Source organism: Arthrobacter sp. AZCC_0090, assembly GCF_014207375.1.
Classification (GTDB): domain Bacteria; phylum Actinomycetota; class Actinomycetes; order Actinomycetales; family Micrococcaceae; genus Arthrobacter.
The window spans coordinates 253,923-272,509 of the sequence record NZ_JACHEE010000005.1 but is presented as its reverse complement, the minus strand read 5'-3'; the positions used below and the strand labels follow the sequence as shown (position 1 = coordinate 272,509).

General features: G+C 63.0%; 21 protein-coding genes. 13 read left to right on the top strand and 8 right to left on the bottom strand.

Going from position 1 to position 18,587, the window contains the following annotated elements; all coding sequences use genetic code 11:
* Positions 1-15 precede the first annotated feature (15 nt).
* The gene (gdhA, locus tag HNP00_RS10510; RefSeq protein WP_184738731.1) at positions 16-1,353 is read left to right on the top strand and encodes an NADP-specific glutamate dehydrogenase; all 1,338 of its coding nucleotides are present in this window, start codon (positions 16-18) and stop codon (positions 1,351-1,353) included.
* A gap of 120 nt (positions 1,354-1,473) precedes the next feature.
* On the opposite strand, the gene HNP00_RS10505 is transcribed toward gdhA, so the two are convergent.
* Positions 1,474-2,772: an alpha-hydroxy acid oxidase gene (locus tag HNP00_RS10505; RefSeq protein ID WP_311770552.1), complete on the bottom strand. Its 1,299-nt coding sequence runs from the start codon at positions 2,770-2,772 to the stop codon at positions 1,474-1,476.
* Between the two features lie 80 nt (positions 2,773-2,852).
* Between HNP00_RS10505 and HNP00_RS10500 the strand changes: the two genes are divergently transcribed.
* On the top strand, positions 2,853-3,557 hold the full coding sequence (locus tag HNP00_RS10500; protein ID WP_184738729.1) for a FadR/GntR family transcriptional regulator: 705 nt from the start codon (positions 2,853-2,855) through the stop codon (positions 3,555-3,557).
* On the opposite strand, the gene HNP00_RS10495 is transcribed toward HNP00_RS10500, so the two are convergent.
* Entirely contained in the window at positions 3,547-4,560 is a 1,014-nt protein-coding gene (locus HNP00_RS10495) for a LacI family DNA-binding transcriptional regulator (protein WP_184738727.1), read from the bottom strand. The genes HNP00_RS10500 and HNP00_RS10495 overlap by 11 nt on opposite strands.
* Before the next feature lie 319 nt (positions 4,561-4,879).
* Between HNP00_RS10495 and HNP00_RS10490 the strand changes: the two genes are divergently transcribed.
* The 3 genes from HNP00_RS10490 (at position 4,880) to HNP00_RS10480 (ending at position 6,681) form a co-directional block, all read left to right on the top strand.
* The gene (locus HNP00_RS10490) at positions 4,880-6,022 is read left to right on the top strand and encodes a 3-deoxy-7-phosphoheptulonate synthase (protein ID WP_184738711.1); all 1,143 of its coding nucleotides are present in this window, start codon (positions 4,880-4,882) and stop codon (positions 6,020-6,022) included.
* A 158-nt stretch (positions 6,023-6,180) separates the two neighbouring features.
* Positions 6,181-6,393 carry a helix-turn-helix domain-containing protein gene (locus HNP00_RS10485; protein ID WP_184738709.1) on the top strand — a complete coding sequence of 71 codons (213 nt, stop codon included), beginning with the start codon at positions 6,181-6,183 and terminating at the stop codon, positions 6,391-6,393.
* Between the two features lie 189 nt (positions 6,394-6,582).
* Positions 6,583-6,681: a 30S ribosomal protein bS22 gene (locus tag HNP00_RS10480; protein WP_003792170.1), complete on the top strand. Its 99-nt coding sequence runs from the start codon at positions 6,583-6,585 to the stop codon at positions 6,679-6,681.
* A 333-nt stretch (positions 6,682-7,014) separates the two neighbouring features.
* Here the strand turns inward: HNP00_RS10480 and HNP00_RS10475 are convergent, their stop codons facing one another.
* Positions 7,015-7,833 carry an HAD family phosphatase gene (locus HNP00_RS10475; RefSeq protein ID WP_184738707.1) on the bottom strand — a complete coding sequence of 273 codons (819 nt, stop codon included), beginning with the start codon at positions 7,831-7,833 and terminating at the stop codon, positions 7,015-7,017.
* A gap of 186 nt (positions 7,834-8,019) precedes the next feature.
* On the opposite strand from HNP00_RS10475, the gene HNP00_RS10470 reads away from it, so the two are divergent.
* A complete protein-coding gene (locus HNP00_RS10470) occupies positions 8,020-8,274 on the top strand; it encodes a glutaredoxin family protein (protein WP_184738706.1) in 255 nt (84 codons plus the stop codon).
* A gap of 51 nt (positions 8,275-8,325) precedes the next feature.
* Positions 8,326-9,048, top strand: coding sequence for a redox-sensing transcriptional repressor Rex (locus HNP00_RS10465; protein ID WP_184738704.1), 723 nt, complete (start codon positions 8,326-8,328; stop codon positions 9,046-9,048).
* 67 nt (positions 9,049-9,115) lie between these two features.
* On the opposite strand, the gene HNP00_RS10460 is transcribed toward HNP00_RS10465, so the two are convergent.
* From HNP00_RS10460 to HNP00_RS10450, 3 genes are all read right to left on the bottom strand, one after another.
* A complete protein-coding gene (locus HNP00_RS10460; protein WP_184738702.1) occupies positions 9,116-9,934 on the bottom strand; it encodes a hypothetical protein in 819 nt (272 codons plus the stop codon).
* Between the two features lie 241 nt (positions 9,935-10,175).
* Positions 10,176-10,874: a hypothetical protein gene (locus HNP00_RS10455; RefSeq protein WP_260404912.1), complete on the bottom strand. Its 699-nt coding sequence runs from the start codon at positions 10,872-10,874 to the stop codon at positions 10,176-10,178.
* A gap of 184 nt (positions 10,875-11,058) precedes the next feature.
* The gene (locus HNP00_RS10450) at positions 11,059-11,607 is read right to left on the bottom strand and encodes a YceI family protein (RefSeq protein ID WP_184738699.1); all 549 of its coding nucleotides are present in this window, start codon (positions 11,605-11,607) and stop codon (positions 11,059-11,061) included.
* Between the two features lie 203 nt (positions 11,608-11,810).
* On the opposite strand from HNP00_RS10450, the gene HNP00_RS10445 reads away from it, so the two are divergent.
* From HNP00_RS10445 to ccsB, 5 genes are all read left to right on the top strand, one after another.
* Positions 11,811-12,476, top strand: coding sequence for a histidine phosphatase family protein (locus HNP00_RS10445; RefSeq protein WP_184738697.1), 666 nt, complete (start codon positions 11,811-11,813; stop codon positions 12,474-12,476).
* Between the two features lie 2 nt (positions 12,477-12,478).
* Positions 12,479-13,117, top strand: coding sequence for a TlpA disulfide reductase family protein (locus HNP00_RS10440; RefSeq protein ID WP_260404891.1), 639 nt, complete (start codon positions 12,479-12,481; stop codon positions 13,115-13,117).
* A gap of 14 nt (positions 13,118-13,131) precedes the next feature.
* Positions 13,132-13,887 carry a cytochrome c biogenesis protein CcdA gene (locus tag HNP00_RS10435; protein ID WP_184738693.1) on the top strand — a complete coding sequence of 252 codons (756 nt, stop codon included), beginning with the start codon at positions 13,132-13,134 and terminating at the stop codon, positions 13,885-13,887.
* Positions 13,888-14,033: 146 nt separating this feature from the next.
* Positions 14,034-15,614 carry a cytochrome c biogenesis protein ResB gene (locus tag HNP00_RS10430; protein WP_395893814.1) on the top strand — a complete coding sequence of 527 codons (1,581 nt, stop codon included), beginning with the start codon at positions 14,034-14,036 and terminating at the stop codon, positions 15,612-15,614.
* Positions 15,614-16,678, top strand: a complete 1,065-nt coding sequence (gene ccsB, locus HNP00_RS10425) for a c-type cytochrome biogenesis protein CcsB (protein ID WP_184738689.1) — start codon at positions 15,614-15,616, stop codon at positions 16,676-16,678. Before HNP00_RS10430 ends, ccsB begins: the two co-directional genes overlap by 1 nt.
* Positions 16,679-16,816: 138 nt before the next feature.
* Here ccsB and HNP00_RS10420 read toward each other — a convergent pair whose 3' ends face one another.
* On the bottom strand, positions 16,817-17,194 hold the full coding sequence (locus HNP00_RS10420; RefSeq protein WP_184738687.1) for a PLD nuclease N-terminal domain-containing protein: 378 nt from the start codon (positions 17,192-17,194) through the stop codon (positions 16,817-16,819).
* Between the two features lie 81 nt (positions 17,195-17,275).
* Here HNP00_RS10420 and HNP00_RS10415 point away from each other — a divergent pair, with 81 nt between their 5' ends.
* Complete coding sequence (locus tag HNP00_RS10415) at positions 17,276-17,584, top strand: DUF4229 domain-containing protein (protein ID WP_184738685.1); 309 nt, start codon at positions 17,276-17,278, stop codon at positions 17,582-17,584.
* Between the two features lie 121 nt (positions 17,585-17,705).
* Here HNP00_RS10415 and HNP00_RS10410 read toward each other — a convergent pair whose 3' ends face one another.
* Entirely contained in the window at positions 17,706-18,587 is an 882-nt protein-coding gene (locus HNP00_RS10410; RefSeq protein ID WP_184738683.1) for a 1,4-dihydroxy-2-naphthoate polyprenyltransferase, read from the bottom strand.

Here is an 18,587-nt window from a genome sequence, read left to right as displayed (position 1 = left end):
ATTGTAGGGAGTCACATGGATTCGAGGCTGGAAGCAGTCAGGGACACCGTCTTGGCGCGCAACCCGGGCGAACTGGAATTTCACCAGGCCGTCACCGAGGTCTTTGAAAGCCTCGGCCCTGTCCATGACAGGCATCCGGAATTCCTCGAGGGCGCTGTCCTTGAACGCCTGTGCGAGCCGGAGCGCCAGATCATCTTCCGCGTCCCCTGGACCGACGATGCCGGCCGCGTCCACGTCAACCGCGGCTTCCGCGTTGAGTTCAATTCGGCTCTCGGCCCCTATAAGGGCGGCCTGCGTTTCCACCCTTCGGTCTACTTGGGCATCGTCAAGTTCCTGGGATTTGAGCAGATCTTCAAGAATGCCTTGACGGGCATGCCCATTGGTGGCGGTAAGGGCGGCTCGGACTTCGATCCCCGCGGCCGCTCTGACGCCGAAATCATGCGCTTTTGCCAATCCTTCATGACCGAGCTTTACCGCCACATTGGCGAATACACGGACGTTCCCGCCGGCGACATCGGCGTGGGAGGCCGCGAGATCGGCTACCTGTTCGGCCAGTACAAACGCATCACCAACCGCTACGAATCGGGCGTGCTGACGGGCAAGGGCATGTCGTGGGGCGGCTCCCTGGTCCGTCCGGAAGCCACCGGTTTCGGCACGGTCATCTTCGCCCAGGAGATGCTCAAGACCCGGGGTCAATCCTTCGACGGCCAACGCGTCGTCGTCTCCGGCTCGGGCAACGTGGCCATCTACGCCATCGCCAAAGCCCGGGCTCTTGGCGCCACCGTGGTGGCCTGTTCCGACTCGGCGGGTTACGTCGTGGACGAGGCCGGCATCGACGTCGCGCTCCTCCGCCAGATCAAGGAGGTGGAGCGGGGCCGCCTCACCCAGTACGCGGAACGCCGCCAGGGTGCCGTCTACGTCGCCGGAGGTTCAGTGTGGGACGTCAACGGCACCGTTGCGCTGCCGTGCGCGACGCAAAACGAGCTCGACGGCGATGCCGCAGCCAAGCTCGTCAGCAACGGCCTGCTGGCGATCGCCGAAGGCGCCAATATGCCTTCCACCCGCGAAGCCGTTGCCGTGTTCCAGGACGCGGGCATCCTGTTTGCCCCGGGCAAAGCCGCCAATGCCGGTGGGGTGGCAACATCGGCGTTGGAGATGCAGCAGAACGCCAGCCGAGATTCATGGTCCTTCGAACACACGGAAGCACGTCTCACCGAAATAATGGTGGGCATCCACGATCGCTGCGCAGAGACCGCGGAGGAATACGGAGCGCCGGGCAACTACGTCCTGGGCGCCAACGTCGGCGGCTTCGTAAAGGTTGCCGATGCCATGTTGGCGCAGGGCCTCATCTAGGCCCAAGCCACGCACGCGCGCACCCGCGCCATCCTGCCCACCCCACCCAACTAACTCGCATTTGTTGTCGTTTTGAGGCCCCAAAACGACAACAACTGCGAGTTAGTTGGGCAGCCCGGCCTAGCGCTGCAGTAGGCGCACGTGGTCCGGGTTGAGTTCCGAGACCTTGGTGACTCCAAGCAGGGCCATGGTGCGGGCCATGTCCTTCTCCAGGATCTGGATGGTGCGGTCCACGCCTGCGCGGCCGCCGGCCATGAGCCCGTAGAGGTAGGCCCTGCCGATCAGCGCGAAGTCTGCACCGAGTGCCAGTGCTGCCACGATGTCCGCGCCGCTCATGATGCCCGTGTCCAGGATGACGGCCGCGTCGCTGTCTTTCAGGGCGGCGGAGACCTCTGGAACGAGGTGCAGCGGAATCGGGGCGCGGTCCAGTTGGCGTCCGCCGTGGTTGGAGACCACCACGCCGTCCGCGCCGTGGTCCACCACTTTGCGGGCATCTTCGACGGTCTGAATGCCCTTGACCACCAGCTTGCCCTTCCACGTTTCGCGCAGCCAGTCGAGATCATCGAAGGTCAGGGTGGGATCGAACATGGAGTTGATGAGGTCCGCCACGGTGCCCGTATAGCGCGAGAGCGAGGCGAAGGTCAGCGGCTCGTGCGTGAGGAAGTTGAACCACCAAGCGGGCCGGTACGAGGCGTCCAGCACGGTCTTCACTGTGAGTGCCGGCGGAATGGTCATGCCGTTGCGGACGTCCCGCAACCGAGCGCCCGCGACGGCGGTATCCACCGTGACCATGAGGGTGTCGTTTCCGGCCTTGTCGGCGCGCTCGATCAGTTCGAGGGAGCGGTCCCGGTCCGTCCAGAGGTACAGCTGGAACCAGTTGCGGCCGTTCGGAGCCGCCGCAGCCACGTCCTCGATGGAGGCCGTGCCCATCGTGGACAGGGTGTAAGGAATGCCAGCCGCTTCGGCAGCCTGCGAGCCCGCGTACTCACCCTCCGACTGCATCATGCGCGTGAATCCCGTGGGCGCGATGCCGAAAGGAAGCCGAGACTCCTTGCCCAGAATCTCGGTGCCGAGGTCAATGCTGGAGACGTCGCGCAGGATCCCCGGCCGGAACTCGATGTCCTGGAAAGCCTGGCGGGCCCGGCGAAGGGTGATCTCGGCTTCCGCAGCACCATCCGTGTAGTCGAATGGTGCCTGGGGAGTTCGCCGCTTGGCCATGTCCCGCAGTTCCCAAATGGTGGATGCGCGCCGCAGCTTCGCCGCGTTGCTGAACTCGGGCTTCTTGAACTTCATCAGGGGGGCCAGGTCCGCGTATTTGGGAACCCGACGCTTGAGTGCAGCGGGACGCCCGACGGCGGTGGGGGCTTTCGCGGGCACCTCAGGGGAAGGGGTGCTGTTCGGCTGGACGGTCTGCGTCATGGTGCTGTCTCCAGGATTGACTGTGTGGTTAGACCACACTCTATGTCATGTGGTCCAACCACATCAACTAGTATTTATGCATGCGAACGCACGAGCTCGTCCTGAGCTGGATCGAAAAACAATTGTCCGACGGGCACTTGGTGCTGGGTGGACGGCTTCCCGCCGAACGGGCACTCGCCGAACAATTGGAAGTCTCACGGACCTCGGTGCGCGAAGCCATCCGGATCCTGGAAGCCATGGGCGTGGTGCGGGCGAGCGTAGGCTCGGGCAAGGACGCCGGGACGGTGGTCATCGCGGAACCGGCCACGGCCCTCGGCTCAGCGCTCCGCCTCCATGTGGCCACCCAGCATTTGCCCGTTGCGGATATCGTGCAAACGCGGGTCTTGCTCGAATCGTGGGCGGTGTCCCGAGCCAAAGCCGACGCCCCCGAACTCAAGGAAGCGGCACGGTTACTTGACGAAATGGACTCGAGCTCCGCCGTCGACGACTTCCTCGCGCTGGACGTCGCCTTTCACTTGGCGTTGGCCGAAGCGGCGGGAAATGCCGTGGTGAGCACCATCATGGGCTCGCTGCGTGAAGCGATTGAGGGCTACGCCGCGGCCCTCACGGCAAACCTGCCGGATTGGGATAGCACGGCCAAGCGCCTGCGCTGTGAGCACCGTGCCATTTTGGCGGCAGTGAACGACGGCGACGGCGCCCGGGCAGCGACGCTCGTAGCCGCGCACATCGAAGGGTACTACCGCGAGGCCGGGCTAGGGCAGCCGCCTGCGGAAACTAGGCCTTGACTGGCCCCGTGCTGCCCCTGAGCTTAATCTGCGGCGGGAAGTAGTTCGTGGGGGAGGCGGCGTCGTTGGCCTGGATCTGCTCCCGCATGCGGCGCCACGCGAGATCCCCGAGGTCGGAGATCGGCACGGCGGCTGTGGTCAGCGGAGGCATCGTGTACCGGGCGAACGGCATGTCATCGAAACCCGTCAGCGACAAGTCTTCCGGTACGCGGATTCCACGCTGGCTCAGCCCGCTCAACAGGCCCATCGCGGCGACGTCGTTGAAGACGAGGATGCCGGTGGCACCACATGAGGCGACGGCATCGCTCGACTCGAATCCGGCGTCGAACGTATTGCCGCCGGGAATGAACCGCAATTCGACGTCCGGGTACTCAGCCGTGAACTTCTCGAGCCCGCGGAGCCGCTGAACGTTGGACGCGCTGCGGTCCGGCCCTGTCAGGTAGGCCAGTTTGCGATGGCCCAGCTCAACGAGATGGGCGGCAAGTTCCTGGATGCCTTGGCCGTAGTCCACTACGAGGCTGGGTGTCGGCACAGACTCGGTGGTCCGGTTGATGAGGACGAGGGGATAGAGCGTGGGGGCGAGTTCTTCGAGTTCGGCGTCGCTCATGCGGGGGGCGCAGAGAACGACGCCGTCGCAACGCCGCCGGGCTTCTCCCGCGAGAATTGCCTCTTCACTGGAAACCTCGGATGAGTCCGCGATCAAGACGCGGTAGCCGTCGCGGGCGGCGGCAATGCTGAGCCCGCGAAGGATGGCCTGGAACGTGGGGTTGGAAAGATCCGGAACCACGATTCCGATCGTGTCTGTTTTCCCCAGGGCCAGGCTCCGGCCCACCGGGTTCGGCTTGTATTTCAGCTCGGAGGCGGCCACGCGAACGCGCGCGGCAATGTCCGCGTCCACAGTGGTATTACCGTTCATGACGCGGGAAACGGTGGCATGCGAAACGCCGGCCATGGATGCCACATCTGCGATGCCCACCCGCCGGGTGTTTCTTCTGCCTGGCATGAGTTCCTTTCTGGAGTTGCCCGCCTTCTTATGGGACCGGCAACGTTGTTCTGAGGTGAAGTTTATAGTGCGCGGGGAAGCGGTTTCTCTTGATGTCGTTGCATTTCGATTTGCGGGCACCGGGAAACCGACGCTATGGTTTGGCTATGACTAACCGTTGGTATGCGTATTTTTCGTTGGCTCTGGAGGGGCCCGCGTCTAACTGACACGCATCCAACTTTCCTTCAGAGCCAACAGGGCAGAGATCATTCTCTGCCCTTCGCCATTTCCAGGCGGGCTCTGAGTAGGGTCCGCTCCTCTCCGGAACAGGACCCACTTCATGACCAGCATCGCCGCAGAGCCCACCACACATCACGCCGACGTCGAGAATGCCGCCGCGCAGTCGACGTCGAACCTGCGTGTCAGCCGCTTCGAACCGCTCCCCACGCCGCAGGACATCATTGCGGAACTGCCCCTGGACGCGAGGGCCGCGGCCGTCGTCGAGCGCGGGCGTGATGGAGTCCGCGCCATCATGGACGGCGTGGACGACCGCCTCCTGGTGATCGTTGGCCCGTGCTCCATCCACGACCCCAAGGCCGGGCTGGAATACGCCCGTCGCCTCGTCAGCCAGGCCGAGAAGCACAAAGAAGACCTCCTGATCGTCATGCGGGCCTACTTCGAGAAGCCGCGCACCACGGTCGGCTGGAAGGGCCTCATCAACGATCCCCACTTGGACGGCAGCCACGACATCGCGGCCGGCCTCCGTGCGGCGCGTGGATTCCTGCAGCAAGTCACAGCCTTGGGCCTGCCGACGGCTACCGAGTTCCTGGAACCCATCAGCCCCCAGTACATGGCCGACCTCGTGGCGTGGGGCGCCATTGGTGCCCGCACCACCGAGAGCCAGATCCACCGCCAGCTCGCCTCCGGTCTGTCCATGCCGATCGGCTTCAAGAACGGGACCGACGGCGACCTCCAGGTAGCGATCGATGCTTGCGGTGCGTCCGCCGCCCCTCAGGCGTTCTTGGGGATCGACGGCGATGGCCGTGCCGCCCTCGTGGCGACGTCGGGCAACCCGGACACCCATGTGATCCTCCGCGGAGGCCGCAAGGGACCGAACTACTCCGCCGCCGACGTCGCTGCCGCCTCGGAGAAGCTCTCGGGCAAGGGACTGAATCCCCGGCTGATCGTGGACGCGAGCCACGCCAACAGCGGCAAGAGCCACCACCGCCAGGCCGAGGTGGCCCTGGAGATCGGCGCCCAGCTGGAGGACAACGTGGCTTCGCCGATCGCCGGCGTCATGCTGGAAAGCTTCCTGGTAGGCGGGGCGCAGAACCTGGATGTGGAGCGGCAGCTGGCCGGGGAGCAGGACTTGGTGTACGGCCAGAGTGTTACTGACGCCTGCATGGAATGGGACGTCACGGTGTCCGTCCTGGGCCAGTTGGCGGCCTCGGCCCGCAAGCGTCGGGTGGCGGCTGCGGACTAGCGGAACCCGAGCCCCGAGTTGGCCGAAAGACTTTCACTTTCGTACCAGCAGCCTCTAGAGTATCTAGCACATGGTTGTTTGATGGCTCAGCATCGGCACACCAGGTAATGAATGCTGGGGTTCGCCGCTAACCGCTGAGAGCAAAGGAATATGGAGAAATGTCCGCAGAGGCTAACTTCTCGAACGCGCGTTTCATGACAGTGGCCGAAGTCGCCGAAGTCCTCCGGGTTTCTAAAATGACCGTGTACCGCCTGGTTCACTCGGGAGAAATGCCAGCCGTCCGTTTTGGACGATCATTCCGTGTCCCTGAGGAAGCAGTGAGCCAGTACCTCAAGGGAGCAGTCGTGGACGGACACTCAGAGACCGCCTGAGCCTTGCTTGGTTCCCCTGAGGGCCCGGCGGTCATTGGGTGCCCCTGATAGGCGGTACCCTGTTAAGGAACGTTTTACGTCATTGTAAGAATCTGTCAGTTGTAAAGTCTGTTGCTCAGTACTCTGTTACTCAGTAGAAGGACCTCACCCAGCAGACAGAGCCTTCATCTAGTTTGGTAAGGAACTTTCGTGGGTTCAGTTATTAAGAAGCGCCGCAAGCGTATGGCCAAGAAGAAGCACCGCAAGCTGCTTCGCAAGACCCGCCACCAGCGCCGCAACAAGAAGTAGAGATACTTCCTATAGCGTGAATGCCCGTTGCCTTTCGAGGCTGCGGGCATTTTTGCGTGCGGGGCCCGACGACGCTCGCTCACGTTTGTCGCTTGTTTCGACGACGCTCGCTCACGTTTGTCGCTTGTTTCGACGACGCTCGCTCACTTACGCGGCCAAATCGTGGAACCCTCCTGCACCTTTGGGGCATAACACTGAATCCCGTCTTTGCATCATGTGCAGGAGGGTTCGTCTTTTCGCCGAAAGAACTGCAGGAGGATCGGCCGAAACCGGCACAAAAGTGAGCGAGCGTCGCTGGCTAGGGAGTCAGAGGCCAGCGGGGGTGCGTGTGAGTCAGGCCCTCGGGCTGCGGAACTTGGAGAAACCCCGCCAGAGGCCGTACACGGCGCCTCCGACAGTGGCGGCTTTGAGGCCGAGCGTGGCTGCCCGGCGGCCGGAGCGGAAGTCATAGACAGGCCAATTGTTCTCCCGAGCATGGCGGCGCAGTCCGGCATCGGGATTGATACACACCGGGTGACCCACCAAAGTGAGCAGCGGGATGTCGTTATGTGAATCGCTATACGCCCAGCAGCGGTTCAAATCCAGGCCTTCTTCGTCAGCCACGCGCTGCACGGCCACGGCTTTGGCTGGGCCGTGGAGGATTTCTCCTACGAGGCGGCCAGTGTAGGCGCCATCTTCAACCTCGCCCACCGTGCCCAATGCGCCGGTCAGTCCAAGCCGCGTGGAAATGACGGTGGCGACTTCGATGGGCGTAGCAGTGACCAGCCAGACCTTCCGGCCAACACGCAGATGCTGTTCCGCCAAGGCCTTGGTACCCGGCCAGATCCGGGACTCGATCATTTCGTCATAGACCTCTTCGCCCAGCTCCTTGATGTCGGACACTTTGATGCCTGCCGCGAGGACCAGGGCGGAATCCCGGACGGAATGGACGTCCTCCATGTTTTCGCCGCGCAGGACAAACTTGAACTGCTTCCAGGCGAAGCCTGCGGCTTGGGACAGAGTGAACGCTTTGCGTTCGTACATCTTCCGGGCGACGTGGAAGAGGCTGGCACCCTTCATCAGGGTGTTGTCGACGTCGAAGAATGCGGCTTCGCCGTGTTGCTGCGTTGCAGCCGGCGCTGTGGCCACAACGGCGTTCTTCTCGACGGGCATGCCATGAGTCTAGTCAATCGCCCGGCCCCGTGCCGTTCGCGGGGATGCTACGGCGTTCCGCGTCGGGGGTTCTTTGAGCTGAGCGACGTCGGGTTGCGGGCTGCTTTCAGGCTGTGTCGACGCTTGCGCGACGACTGTGTCGACCCTGTGTCGACGCCACCGCAGGGGCGGGGCTACCGTTGAACCATGCCGAATCCCGACGTCGTACTCCTCACCAAAGCTGACTGTCACCTGTGCGCCGCGGCGCGTGACGCCGTCGAACGCGTGACCTCAAGCCTGGGCCTTGCGTGGACTGAGCAGTCGATCGATACAGACCCGGCACTGCGCGAACGCTACGCCGAGGAGATCCCCGTGGTATTCGTGGACGGAATCCAGCGGGATTTCTGGAAAATCGATGAGGTGAGGCTGGTGCGGGTCCTGAAGAAGGCCTTAGCCGCCTGAACATGCGTCCAGTGCTTTGTTGGCAATAGAGTGGGACAACAAAGCGACGCAATGGAGAAGAACGTGACTGCGCTGGAACCGTCCGCCGAAGCTGCACCAGGGGACGCTGTACCCGAGGACAAGGACGCTGCCGCGAAGCAGATCCCGCCCGCGGCCGTGGCCCGGATGACGCTTTACTTGCGCGCGCTGAATTCCCTGTTGGGCGAAGGCGTGGAACGGGTTTCTTCCGAGGCGTTGGCCGAGGCGTCGGGAGTCAGCTCCTCCACCTTGCGCAAGGACCTCTCCTACGTTGGCTCCTACGGAACGCGCGGTGTCGGATATGAAGTCCAGTATCTGAGCCGGCACATTGCTGCAGCGCTGGGCCTGACCCACGACTGGAAAGTGGCAATTGTGGGTGCAGGCAACCTGGGCAAAGCCTTGGCACGGTACGGCGGATTCGAGTCGCGGGGTTTCGACGTGGTGGCCATCCTCGACGCCGATCCCATGGTGATAGGTAACGAAGTCGGTTGGCTGCGGGTCAGCGACGCCGCGAACCTTGAAATGGTCCTGCACCGGACCGGCACCAATATGGTGGTGTTGGCCCTCCCGGCTGCGGTAGCCCAGGACGTCTGCGACCGCGTGATCAGCGCGGGGATCCGCAGCATCCTCAGCTTCGCGCCCGTACTCCTCCAGGTTCCGCCGCACGTGAATCTGCGCAAGGTGGACATGGCCACCGAGTTGCAGATCCTTGCGTATCACGCACAACGGGCACAGACCCCGGGCCAGGCCCTTTAGGCCAAGCCGGGCCTGCGCCCGTTAGTGTTTGCTGAGCCGTGCGCCTACAGGACGAAGAGCCTTAGGCCTAGCGGCCGTACGGCGCCTGGTTGTAGGGGTTCGCGAATGGCTGGGCCTTCCGGAAATACGGGGCCGAGCCCGGCAAGTACAGCAGCACGATCGCGGCGATGCCCAAGAGGATGGTGACGGTGCCCAAACCGATCTGGGTCAGGCCCAACAGGGAAATTGCGGCAAAGACGGTACCCAGGATGCGGGCCCAGTTCTTGCCTTTGCGGACATTGAATGCAACCAGAGCGTAGAGTCCCGCGAAGATCACCGAGAAAACAACCGTGATGGTGACCACGAGGCTGATGACACTGTTGGTGTCCATGCCTGAAGCGTTGGCTCCCTGTGCAGACAAGGCCTGATCGATCATGCTCTTGCCAGCGGGAGAATTCAGCGTCGCAATGGCAAACGGAATCCCGATCAAGGTCAGAACGCCAGCGGCGACGATGAGCCAGAAAGAGATGTTGACCAGTTGCGGGACACCTGACGTCGAAGCAGGCTGCTGGCTCGGCCACGTGACGGGTCCACTCTGTCCGTACTGCGGGACGGAGGGCTGACCATATTGCGGCTGCTGGGGGGCCTGCTGGCCGTACTGCGGGGCCTGCTGACCGTATTGCGGCTGCTGGGGGGCCTGCTGGCCATACTGCGGGACGGAGGGCTGACCGTATTGCGGCTGCTGGGGGGCCTGCTGGCCATACTGCGGTGCTTGCTGGCCATACTGAGGCTGCTGGCCCTGTTGCGGTGCCTGCTGGCCCTGTTGCGGTGCCTGCTGGCCGTATTTGGGTGGCTCAGGTGTGGGATCTTCGCCTGGAGTGGATGGCGGGTACGGAGGGGTGCTCATGGCATTCCTTTGCGTGTCGACTGCAGATACGGCTGCCGGGTGCAACGTGCCTCTGCCCCCAGCTTGGCTTAATTCCACCGTACCCCGGCAGAACAACGCTCGGGATGATTCAGGCGAAGAATTCTCCCTGAAGGAGCTTCGGCAATTCCTTGGATGGTTCCGGGGACAAAGGGAAGGCCGCGGGGTCCCCAGAAGGTCCTGCCGCGGCCTTCAGCTTGAAAGTCCGCTTGGAACGTTGGAGCTAGACGCTGCTCTTCGCTGACTTGAACCACGCCTGGGAATTGGGCAGCCACATCAAGACGGTTGCCACAAGGCTGATGACAAAGCTGAACCAGTTGTTGCTCTGTCCGCTGGCCATCGCTCCTCCCACGATCGAGAGAATCAGGGAAATACCCGCAATGACGGTCAGTGCGAGCCGGGCCCACTCCTTGCCTTCCTTCATCTTCATCGCGAAGACGATCTGGGCGGCCGCGACAACCAGCGCCACCAGTACCAAAAGGAGGACGACGACGGCGAGTCCCGGCGCGAGCGCGAAAAGCACCATGGACCCAAAGAGCCCGAGCAGGCCGCCCAGGAGGCCCAAGAGCCCGCCGATAAGCCAGATCCAGTACGAGACCTTCAGCTCGATGGGCATTCCGGTGACGTTGAACATGCCGGAAAAGCCACCTTTGGGCAGGACGTCGTTGAAGTTCTTGGGAGCGTCGGTGGGCATCTCGAAGTGGAATCCTTCGGCATGCCCGGGTTGGCCCGTTTGGGGGCCGCCGGGGGCTGGCTGCTGGTAACCGGGGGCTGGCTGTTGGTAGGAGGGGGGTGCTGGGTATCCCTGCGGAGGCTGGTAACCCGCAGGAGGGACGGTTCCGGGCTGCTGAGGCTGGGCTCCGGGCTGCGGTGGCTGAGCACCGGGCTGCTGAGGCTGAGGAGCTTCGTTTGGGTTACTCATGGCATCACTGTAGACCTGAGGTTTAAGGATTCATAGGAAATTCTTGGCCAATTCGCCGCTAAGTATCGGCTTTTGGCCGAACAATAGGCGGGTGACACCGCAAGTAACGAAATGGCGCCTCCGGGGCTGCACGATGGATCGCGCGCAGCCCCGAAGGCGCCATTCAGACGAGGAGGCAGGCAGCCTAGGCGGCAGGTGCGATGAATGCCAGCTCGAGGTTGATGACAACCTTGTCGCTGACCAGCACGCCGCCGGCCTCGAGCACTGCGTTCCAGGTCAGGCCGAACTCCTTGCGGCTGATGGTGGTCTCACCGGAGACGCCTGCCCGGGTGTTGCCGAACGGGTCAACGGCCACGCCGTTGAACTCGGTCTCGATGGTCACCTCTTTGGTGACGCCCTTGATGCTCAGATCGCCCACGAGGTCGAAGCTGTCTCCGTTGGCCTTGACGTGGCGGGAGACGAAAGTGATTTCCGGGAACTTCTCCACGTCGAAGAAGTCCTCGCCCTTGACGTGGCCGTCGCGGTTTGCGTCGCCCGAGTCGAAGCTGGCGGTCTGGATGGTGGCGGCAACCTTGGAGTCAGACAGGCCGCTGCCGAGTTCCAGGGTGGCCTCGGCTTCCGTGAACTGGCCGCGGACCTTGCTGATGCCTGCGTGGCGGACGGTGAAGCCGATCTCGCTGTGGGAGTTGTCGAGGGTCCAAATGCCGGTGGTGACGTTGGCGGGAAGTGTCATGGCGTTCTCCTTGGGAAGGTTGGGTCGTAGCTTCGTCGGACGTTCGGCGACACTTAGTTGAAGTGTCAACCGAACCTTGTGTCAAGTATAAACATGCAAATGCATCTTTTATTCCACCTTCAGGGAACATTCTGGAGAAAGTTTCAGTTCTACGAAACGTAGAAGATTTCAGATCGCCCGCCTTCTTTGAGAAACTGGTAAACATGCCCCAAGCAACTGTCCATCTGCTCCGCCATGGCGAGGTCTACAATCCCGACCGTATTCTGTACGGCAGGTTGCCCGAATTCCACCTCTCCGAACGCGGCCGCGAGATGGCAAAGATGCTCGCGGACCACTTCGCTGCCCGCGTCGCGCAAGGGGCGAACATCGTCTACCTTGTCTCCTCGCCGTTGACCCGTGCGCAGGAAACCGCCCTTCCCACTTCCCAAGCGTTGGAACTTCAGATCCACACAGAACCACGGATCATTGAGGCCGAGAACCACTTCGAAGGGCTCAAGGCCAGCGTCTCCGAGTTCATCAAGCCCAAGCACTGGTTCGAGTACCGCAACCCGCTGCGTCCGTCCTGGGGCGAGTCCTACAAGGACCAGGTCACCCGGATGCGTGCCGCCGTCGAGGACGCCCGTCTGAAGGCGATCGGGCTCGGCGGCGACCGCGCGGAGGCCATCCTCGTCAGCCACCAACTTCCCATCTACGCCACGCGCCTCAGCGCGGAGGGGCGACGCTTGTGGCACGATCCCCGCAAACGCGAGTGCACGCTGACGTCACTCACGTCGCTGGTGTTCGACGACGACGGCAAGGTTGCGCGGGTGGAGTACAGCGAACCCGCCGCCGTGCTGCTGCCCGGAGCCGCGAGCACCTCCGGAGCATGAGAATGGACCGCAATACCCCCGGCCCCGAGACCACCAGGGCAACTCTGACCTCCCGCCGCACCATCCTCGCCGCGGGGGGAGTGGCGCTGACCGCACTGACCATGGGCCTGTCCGCCTGTGCCCAGGAAGACGCACTCGCGAAGCAGGCTAAAGCCGGCGACAACAAGAACTACGTCGCCGGAGACGGCTCGGTGACGGAATTCGCCAAAACGGACCGCAAGGCCGCCGTCGGAATCAAGGGCACTTTGTTTGACGGAACTGCCATAGCTCCGCAGGACTTGCTCGGCAAGGTGACTGTCCTCAACTTCTGGTTCGCAGCGTGCGCGCCGTGCCGCGTGGAGGCGCCGATCCTTGAAGAGCTGCACCAGGAGTTCAAGAGCAAGGGCGTCCAGTTCTACGGCGTGAATCTCCGGGACGAGAAGGCCACGGCCGATGCGTTCGACCAGACCTTCAAGCTCACCTACCCCAGCTTCAATGACAAGGACGGCGCCGTGCTGCTGTCCGTCTCCGGCATTGTGCCTCCGGGAGCAGTCCCCACCACCTTGGTCCTGGACAAAGAAGGCAAGGTTGCCTCCCGAGTCCTGGGTGAAATCGAGAAGAGCACCCTCAAAGCACTCATTACGTCCGCGGTTGCGGAGTAGGTGACACTGACAGCGTGAACAGCCCCTTCGCCGAGACCATCCTGAGTGGTTCCTTGCTGCTGGCCATTCCCGTGGCCTTGCTGGCCGGACTCGTGTCCTTCCTGTCGCCATGCGTCTTGCCCCTGGTCCCTGGCTACCTTGGCTACGTGACCGGGCTGACCGGCGTCGACCTCCAAAAGCAGAAGCGCGGGCGCATGCTCGCGGGAATCGGCCTGTTCGTCCTTGGCTTCTCCGTGATTTTTGTCCTGCTCGGCGGTGCCTTTGGCCAGTTGGGGACCCTCATCACCGGCCCGCAGAATGCGTGGATCACGCAATTGCTGGGCGCACTGGTGATCATCATGGGCGTCGTCTTCCTGGGCGGCTTTGGCTGGTTGCAGCGCGACGCCAAAATCCATGCCAAGCCTCCTGCCGGGCTGTGGGGTGCGCCGTTGTTGGGCATCACCTTCGGGCTGGGCTGGGCGCCGTGTATCGGCCCGACCTATTCCGCCGTCCAGCTGCTGAGCCTCTCCGGGGGATCGTCCGCGGCGAAGGGGGCACTCCTGGCGTTTGTCTATAGTCTTGGCCTGGGTATCCCCTTCCTGCTGATCGCCCTCGCAGTCCGCCGGGGCATCGGTGTGATGTCCTTCTTCCGCAAACACCGCCTGGCCATCCAGCGGATGGGCGGGGGCATTCTGATCCTCCTCGGCATCCTGATGGCCACGGGAGTATGGGGCGCCTGGGTTACCGGGCTGCAGTACTGGTTCCAAACCGATGTGAAGTTGCCGATCTGATGAGCGAGCCCGTGCAAGGTAAAAAGAAGTCCAACAAGTCCGCCAGCGAATCCGCGAAAGCTGGCAACGCGGGTGACAAGGCGATCGACAAGGCAGTTGACAGGGCTAAAGCCCAGGCAGCACTGCCGGTCCTGGGGATCGTCGGCATGCTGCGTTGGGCCTGGACCCAGCTGACCAGCATGCGTACCGCGCTGTTCCTGCTGTTGCTCTTGGCCGTCGCGGCGGTCCCGGGCTCGTTGTTCCCGCAGCGCCCGGCGAACCCTTCAATCGTGACGCAGTACATCAAGGACCACCCGGATTACGGCAAGATCCTTGACTCGGTGCAGCTCTACGACGTGTACTCCTCGGCCTGGTTCTCGGCCATCTACATTCTGCTGTTCATCTCGCTCATTGGTTGCGTCACGCCGCGGGCCATCGCCCACTACAAGGCGATGCGCTCGCAACCGCCGCGGACGCCCAAACGTCTGTCCCGACTGCCGGAGTACGGCACACTGGTGCTGCCCGCCGACGCCGGGATCCCGGCGTCGAAGGCTATTTCGGATGCCGCTGCGGTGCTGAAGAAGCGCGGCTACCGCGTGGAGGTGCGCGACGTCGACGGCGCCATGCCTTCCTTGGGTGCCGAGCGCGGCTTCCTCAAGGAAGTGGGGAACCTGGTGTTCCATGCCTCGCTGATCGGGGTACTGGTTTCCGTTGCCGTCGGCGGGCTGTTCGGCTACAGCGGGCAGCGCATCCTGGTGGAGGGCGATACCTTCGTGAACACGTTGGTGGGCTATGACCAATTCAGCCCGGGCACCAACTTCCAGAGCAGTTGGCTGCAGCCGTACTCCATCCAGCTGGACAAGTTCGACGCCAAGTTTGATCGGGAATCGCCAGCGCACTTCGGCCAGCCCATCGACTTCACGGCGGACGTCACCACCAAGGACACACCGGACGCGCCCGCCAAGAAGCAGGTTCTCAAGGTCAACGACCCCGTGATGCTTGGCGACACCAGCATCTACCTGACGGGCAACGGCTACGCTCCCGTGGTCACTGTGCGGGACGGTGCCGGCAACGTCGCTATGCAGGGACCCGTGGTGGCCAAGCTGCAAGGTGACAACTACTACTCCTCAGTGGTCATCAAGGTTCCCGATGCCAAGCCCGATCAGCTTGGCTTCGCGGGCTTCTTCCTCCCCACCGCAATGGTCACGGACAAGGGTGTCGCCTTCAGTGGGGATCCCGAGCTCATCAACCCGCAATTGAACCTCAACTCGTACTATGGTGATCTCGGCCTGAACAAGGGGGCCCCGCAGAACGTCTTCGAACTTGACGTAGCGAAGCTGACTCCGCTCAATGGCCGGGGCATGGCTGATAAGGCCATCGCGCTCGCCCTGGGGGGCACCTACACCCTTCCGAACGGCAAGGGCAGCATCACTTTCGACGGCGTCAAGAAGTATGTTGGCGTTGACATTCACCACAATCCAGGCCAGGCCACTGCGCTCATCTTTGCGCTTCTGGCGGTTGCCGGTTTAATTCTCTCGCTCTACCTGAACCGGCGCCGCGTCTGGGTCCGGACTGGAACCCACGATGACGGGCGCACAATGGTGGAGTACGGTCTCCTTGCCCGCGGCGAGGACCACAGGCTGGCCGGCGAAGCTGCCGCGATCCGCGAACTGCTGCACCGCGAATGGCTGCTCACCACAGAGCAGTCCACCGACACCGTTTCTTCCTCAACCTCGAAGGACCAGTAATGTTCCCCATCAACGAAACCATGGGCCAATACAGCGAGCTTTTCATGCTGCTCGCGGCCGGCACCTACACGGTGGCGTTCGTCGCTTTCGCGTGGGACCTCGCCAAGAGCAGCAAGACGCTGCGCGCGGTGGACCTGAAGGCAGCTTTCGCGGTGGCCCCCGAGGCCAAGGTTTCGGTTGCTGCCGGCCGCGCTGGGGGGAACGACGTCGGGGGACCTGCCGGCCGCATTGAGCGTCCGACGTCGGCGGTCACCTCCGTCAGCCAGACCGCCGGCGGCGACATGAAGTACGCCGCCGAGCGCCGCATTCCCGCTCGTGTTGCCGTCGCGGTCGCCATTATCGGTGTGGCAATCCACGGTGCCGGCGTGATCACGCGCGCGATCGGCGCAGGCCGCGTGCCGTGGGGCAACATGTACGAGTTCCTCACCACCGGCGCGTTCCTGGTTGTGGTCGTCTTCCTGTTGTCGCTCATCCGCCGCGACCTGCGCTTCCTGGGCACGTTTGTCCTTGGCCTGGCAGTGATCATGCTGGTGGCCGCCTCCGTGGCGTACTGGACCCCCGTGGGCCACTTGGTTCCGGCACTGCAGAGCTACTGGCTGGTCATCCACGTCTCCATCGCCGTGATGTCAGCGTCCCTGTTCACCTTGACCTTCGCCATGTCCGCGCTGCAATTGGTGCAATCGCACCGGCAGAAGGTCTTGATGGCCGGCGGCTTGGACAAGTTGGGCTTCATGCGCCTGGTTCCGAATGCCTTGAGCCTGGAGAACCTGTCCTACCGCATCAACACGGTGGCATTCGTGGGCTGGACCTTCACCCTCATGTTCGGCGCCATCTGGGCCGAGAAGGCTTGGGGCCGTTTCTGGGGCTGGGACACCAAGGAAGTCTGGACCTTTGTCATCTGGGTGGTCTACGCAGGCTACCTGCACGCCCGCGCCACCCGTGGCTGGACCGGGACGCGTGCTGCTTGGCTGTCGATCGTGGGCTACCTGTGCGTGATCTTCAACTTCACCATCGTGAACCAGTTCTTCAACGGGCTGCACTCTTACTCGGGTCTCGCGCAGTAAGGTTTTGGCCCGCGGGCTGGTTCCGCGCCCTTCCTGACCCTTGATGAATTAACGACGACGGCGACACCCCGCACAAGCGGGCGTGTCGCCGTCGTTCGCGTCTCAAAAGAGGTCAGGAAGGAAGGGTGCCTTGAGCGGTCAGGTGTTGACGTCGCCACTGTCTTCGGCGTTGGATCCGCCCTTGAGTTTGCGTTCCTTGGCTTCGAGTTCGGCCTTGAGCTTCTTGAGGCGTTCGGCTTCGGCTTGGTTGCGACGGCGGATCTCCAGGTTCCGGAGAAAGTCGGGGTCGTCGTCGGGGGCGGTGGGGTGGCTCGCGGGCTGCGGCGTGGGGCGGCTGTTGTAGGGCCGGCCCAGGATGAACCAGAGAATGGCTCCGAGGATCGGCAGCAATATCACGACAATGATCCAGGCGGGTTTGGAAATTCCCCGGGTAGAGCGGCGGTCCGTGCGGATGACGTCCACCAGCCCATAGACGTACACGAGCAGGACGAGGACAACTGCAACAACGCGGAGCATACCGTCAAGTCTAGTCGCCGCCGGGTCCGGTGAAAGCTGTGCGATCAGGGTGCAATCAGGGTGTGAGGCTAAACTTGATTCGTGGCTTTCCTCAAATACTCCTTGATCCGCATGGCGCTCTTCGTTCCGCTGTTCGTCCTGTTCGTCTTCCTGCAGACGGGTTGGTTGCTGGCGGTGATTTTCGCAGGCCTCATCGCATTCGCGATTAGCTACCTGTTCTTCCAGAAGCAGCGCGACGCCGCCACTGCCGCCATGCGCGAACGTTTCACAGGCCGCGCCAAGCCCATCCGCTCCGCACTGGAGATCGAAGACGCCGAGGTCGAGGACCGTTTGGTGGATGAAAATCCCGTGGTAAAAGTCGAAAACGATCGGCGCCCCAAGGAATTCTAGAAGCTCAAAGCTGCAGGAGGGTCGGCCCAAACCGGCATAAAAGTGAGCGAGGATCGGCGGGGGAGACGCTCGCTCACATATCCGGCCTTACGAGCCAACGCTCGCTCACAAAGATCGAGCCTTAGAAACCGTGGCTCAGCACAAGGCCCAGCGAGAACAGCACGCTGTAGCCAAGGTTGATCATCCCGGTCTGCTTCAGCACCGGGATGAGGCTCTTGCGCTTCCTGCCGTTGACCATGAGCCAGGCCGGCATGAGGCAGGCCGGGATCAGCAGCAGCACTATCAGCATCCACGGTTTGGTGGGTGCCAGCACCACAACCAACAGGATGGCGACGGCCAACATCAGGACGTAGCTCTCACGGGCATGCCGGTCGCCCAGCCGTACGGCCAGGGTCCGCTTGCCCGCCACCATGTCGGTCGGGATGTCCCGCACATTGTTGGCCATCAGCAGGGCGCAGGCGATCAATCCCGTGCCGATCGCGCCGATAACCGCCGGAAGGCTCACTTGCCCGGCCTGCGTATAGGTGGTGCCCAGCGTTGCCACCAGCCCGAAGAAGACAAACACGAACAGGTCGCCCAGGCCCATATAGCCGTAGGGGTTCTTGCCACCGGTATATCCCCAAGCAGCGAGAACGCAGCCAAGTCCCACCAAGATCAGCCACCAGCTCTGCGTGATGACCACCAGGACCAAGCCGAACACCATGGCTAGGCCGAAGGAGCCGAAAGCGGCCCATTTGACGTGGTCTGGGCGCGCCACGCCGGAACCGACCAACCGGAGCGGACCCACACGGTCCTCGTCAGTGCCCCGGATGCCGTCCGAATAGTCGTTGGCATAGTTGACCCCGATCTGGAGCAGAAGGGCCACGAGGGCAGCGAGGACGGCATTCACGACTCGGAAAGACTGCAGCTCGTAGGCGGCCGCGGTGCCGATCAGCACCGGTGCGATCGCCGCGGGCAGGGTGCGCAGGCGGGCGCCTTGAATCCATTGTGAAGCTGTTGCCAC

Excerpts from the sequence above, each read along its gene's own strand:
- gdhA (WP_184738731.1), top strand. The coding sequence starts at position 16 with ATGGATTCGAGGCTGGAAGCAGTCAGGGACACCGTCTTGGCGCGCAAC.
- HNP00_RS10505 (WP_311770552.1), bottom strand. The coding sequence starts at position 2,772 with ATGACGCAGACCGTCCAGCCGAACAGCACCCCTTCCCCTGAGGTGCCC.
- HNP00_RS10500 (WP_184738729.1), top strand. The coding sequence starts at position 2,853 with ATGCGAACGCACGAGCTCGTCCTGAGCTGGATCGAAAAACAATTGTCC.
- HNP00_RS10495 (WP_184738727.1), bottom strand. The coding sequence starts at position 4,560 with ATGCCAGGCAGAAGAAACACCCGGCGGGTGGGCATCGCAGATGTGGCA.
- HNP00_RS10490 (WP_184738711.1), top strand. The coding sequence starts at position 4,880 with ATGACCAGCATCGCCGCAGAGCCCACCACACATCACGCCGACGTCGAG.
- HNP00_RS10485 (WP_184738709.1), top strand. The coding sequence starts at position 6,181 with ATGTCCGCAGAGGCTAACTTCTCGAACGCGCGTTTCATGACAGTGGCC.
- HNP00_RS10475 (WP_184738707.1), bottom strand. The coding sequence starts at position 7,833 with ATGCCCGTCGAGAAGAACGCCGTTGTGGCCACAGCGCCGGCTGCAACG.
- HNP00_RS10470 (WP_184738706.1), top strand. The coding sequence starts at position 8,020 with ATGCCGAATCCCGACGTCGTACTCCTCACCAAAGCTGACTGTCACCTG.
- HNP00_RS10465 (WP_184738704.1), top strand. The coding sequence starts at position 8,326 with ATGGAGAAGAACGTGACTGCGCTGGAACCGTCCGCCGAAGCTGCACCA.
- HNP00_RS10460 (WP_184738702.1), bottom strand. The coding sequence starts at position 9,934 with ATGAGCACCCCTCCGTACCCGCCATCCACTCCAGGCGAAGATCCCACA.
- HNP00_RS10455 (WP_260404912.1), bottom strand. The coding sequence starts at position 10,874 with ATGAGTAACCCAAACGAAGCTCCTCAGCCTCAGCAGCCCGGTGCTCAG.
- HNP00_RS10450 (WP_184738699.1), bottom strand. The coding sequence starts at position 11,607 with ATGACACTTCCCGCCAACGTCACCACCGGCATTTGGACCCTCGACAAC.
- HNP00_RS10445 (WP_184738697.1), top strand. The coding sequence starts at position 11,811 with ATGCCCCAAGCAACTGTCCATCTGCTCCGCCATGGCGAGGTCTACAAT.
- HNP00_RS10440 (WP_260404891.1), top strand. The coding sequence starts at position 12,479 with ATGGACCGCAATACCCCCGGCCCCGAGACCACCAGGGCAACTCTGACC.
- HNP00_RS10430 (WP_395893814.1), top strand. The coding sequence starts at position 14,034 with ATGCTGCGTTGGGCCTGGACCCAGCTGACCAGCATGCGTACCGCGCTG.
- ccsB (WP_184738689.1), top strand. The coding sequence starts at position 15,614 with ATGTTCCCCATCAACGAAACCATGGGCCAATACAGCGAGCTTTTCATG.
- HNP00_RS10420 (WP_184738687.1), bottom strand. The coding sequence starts at position 17,194 with ATGCTCCGCGTTGTTGCAGTTGTCCTCGTCCTGCTCGTGTACGTCTAT.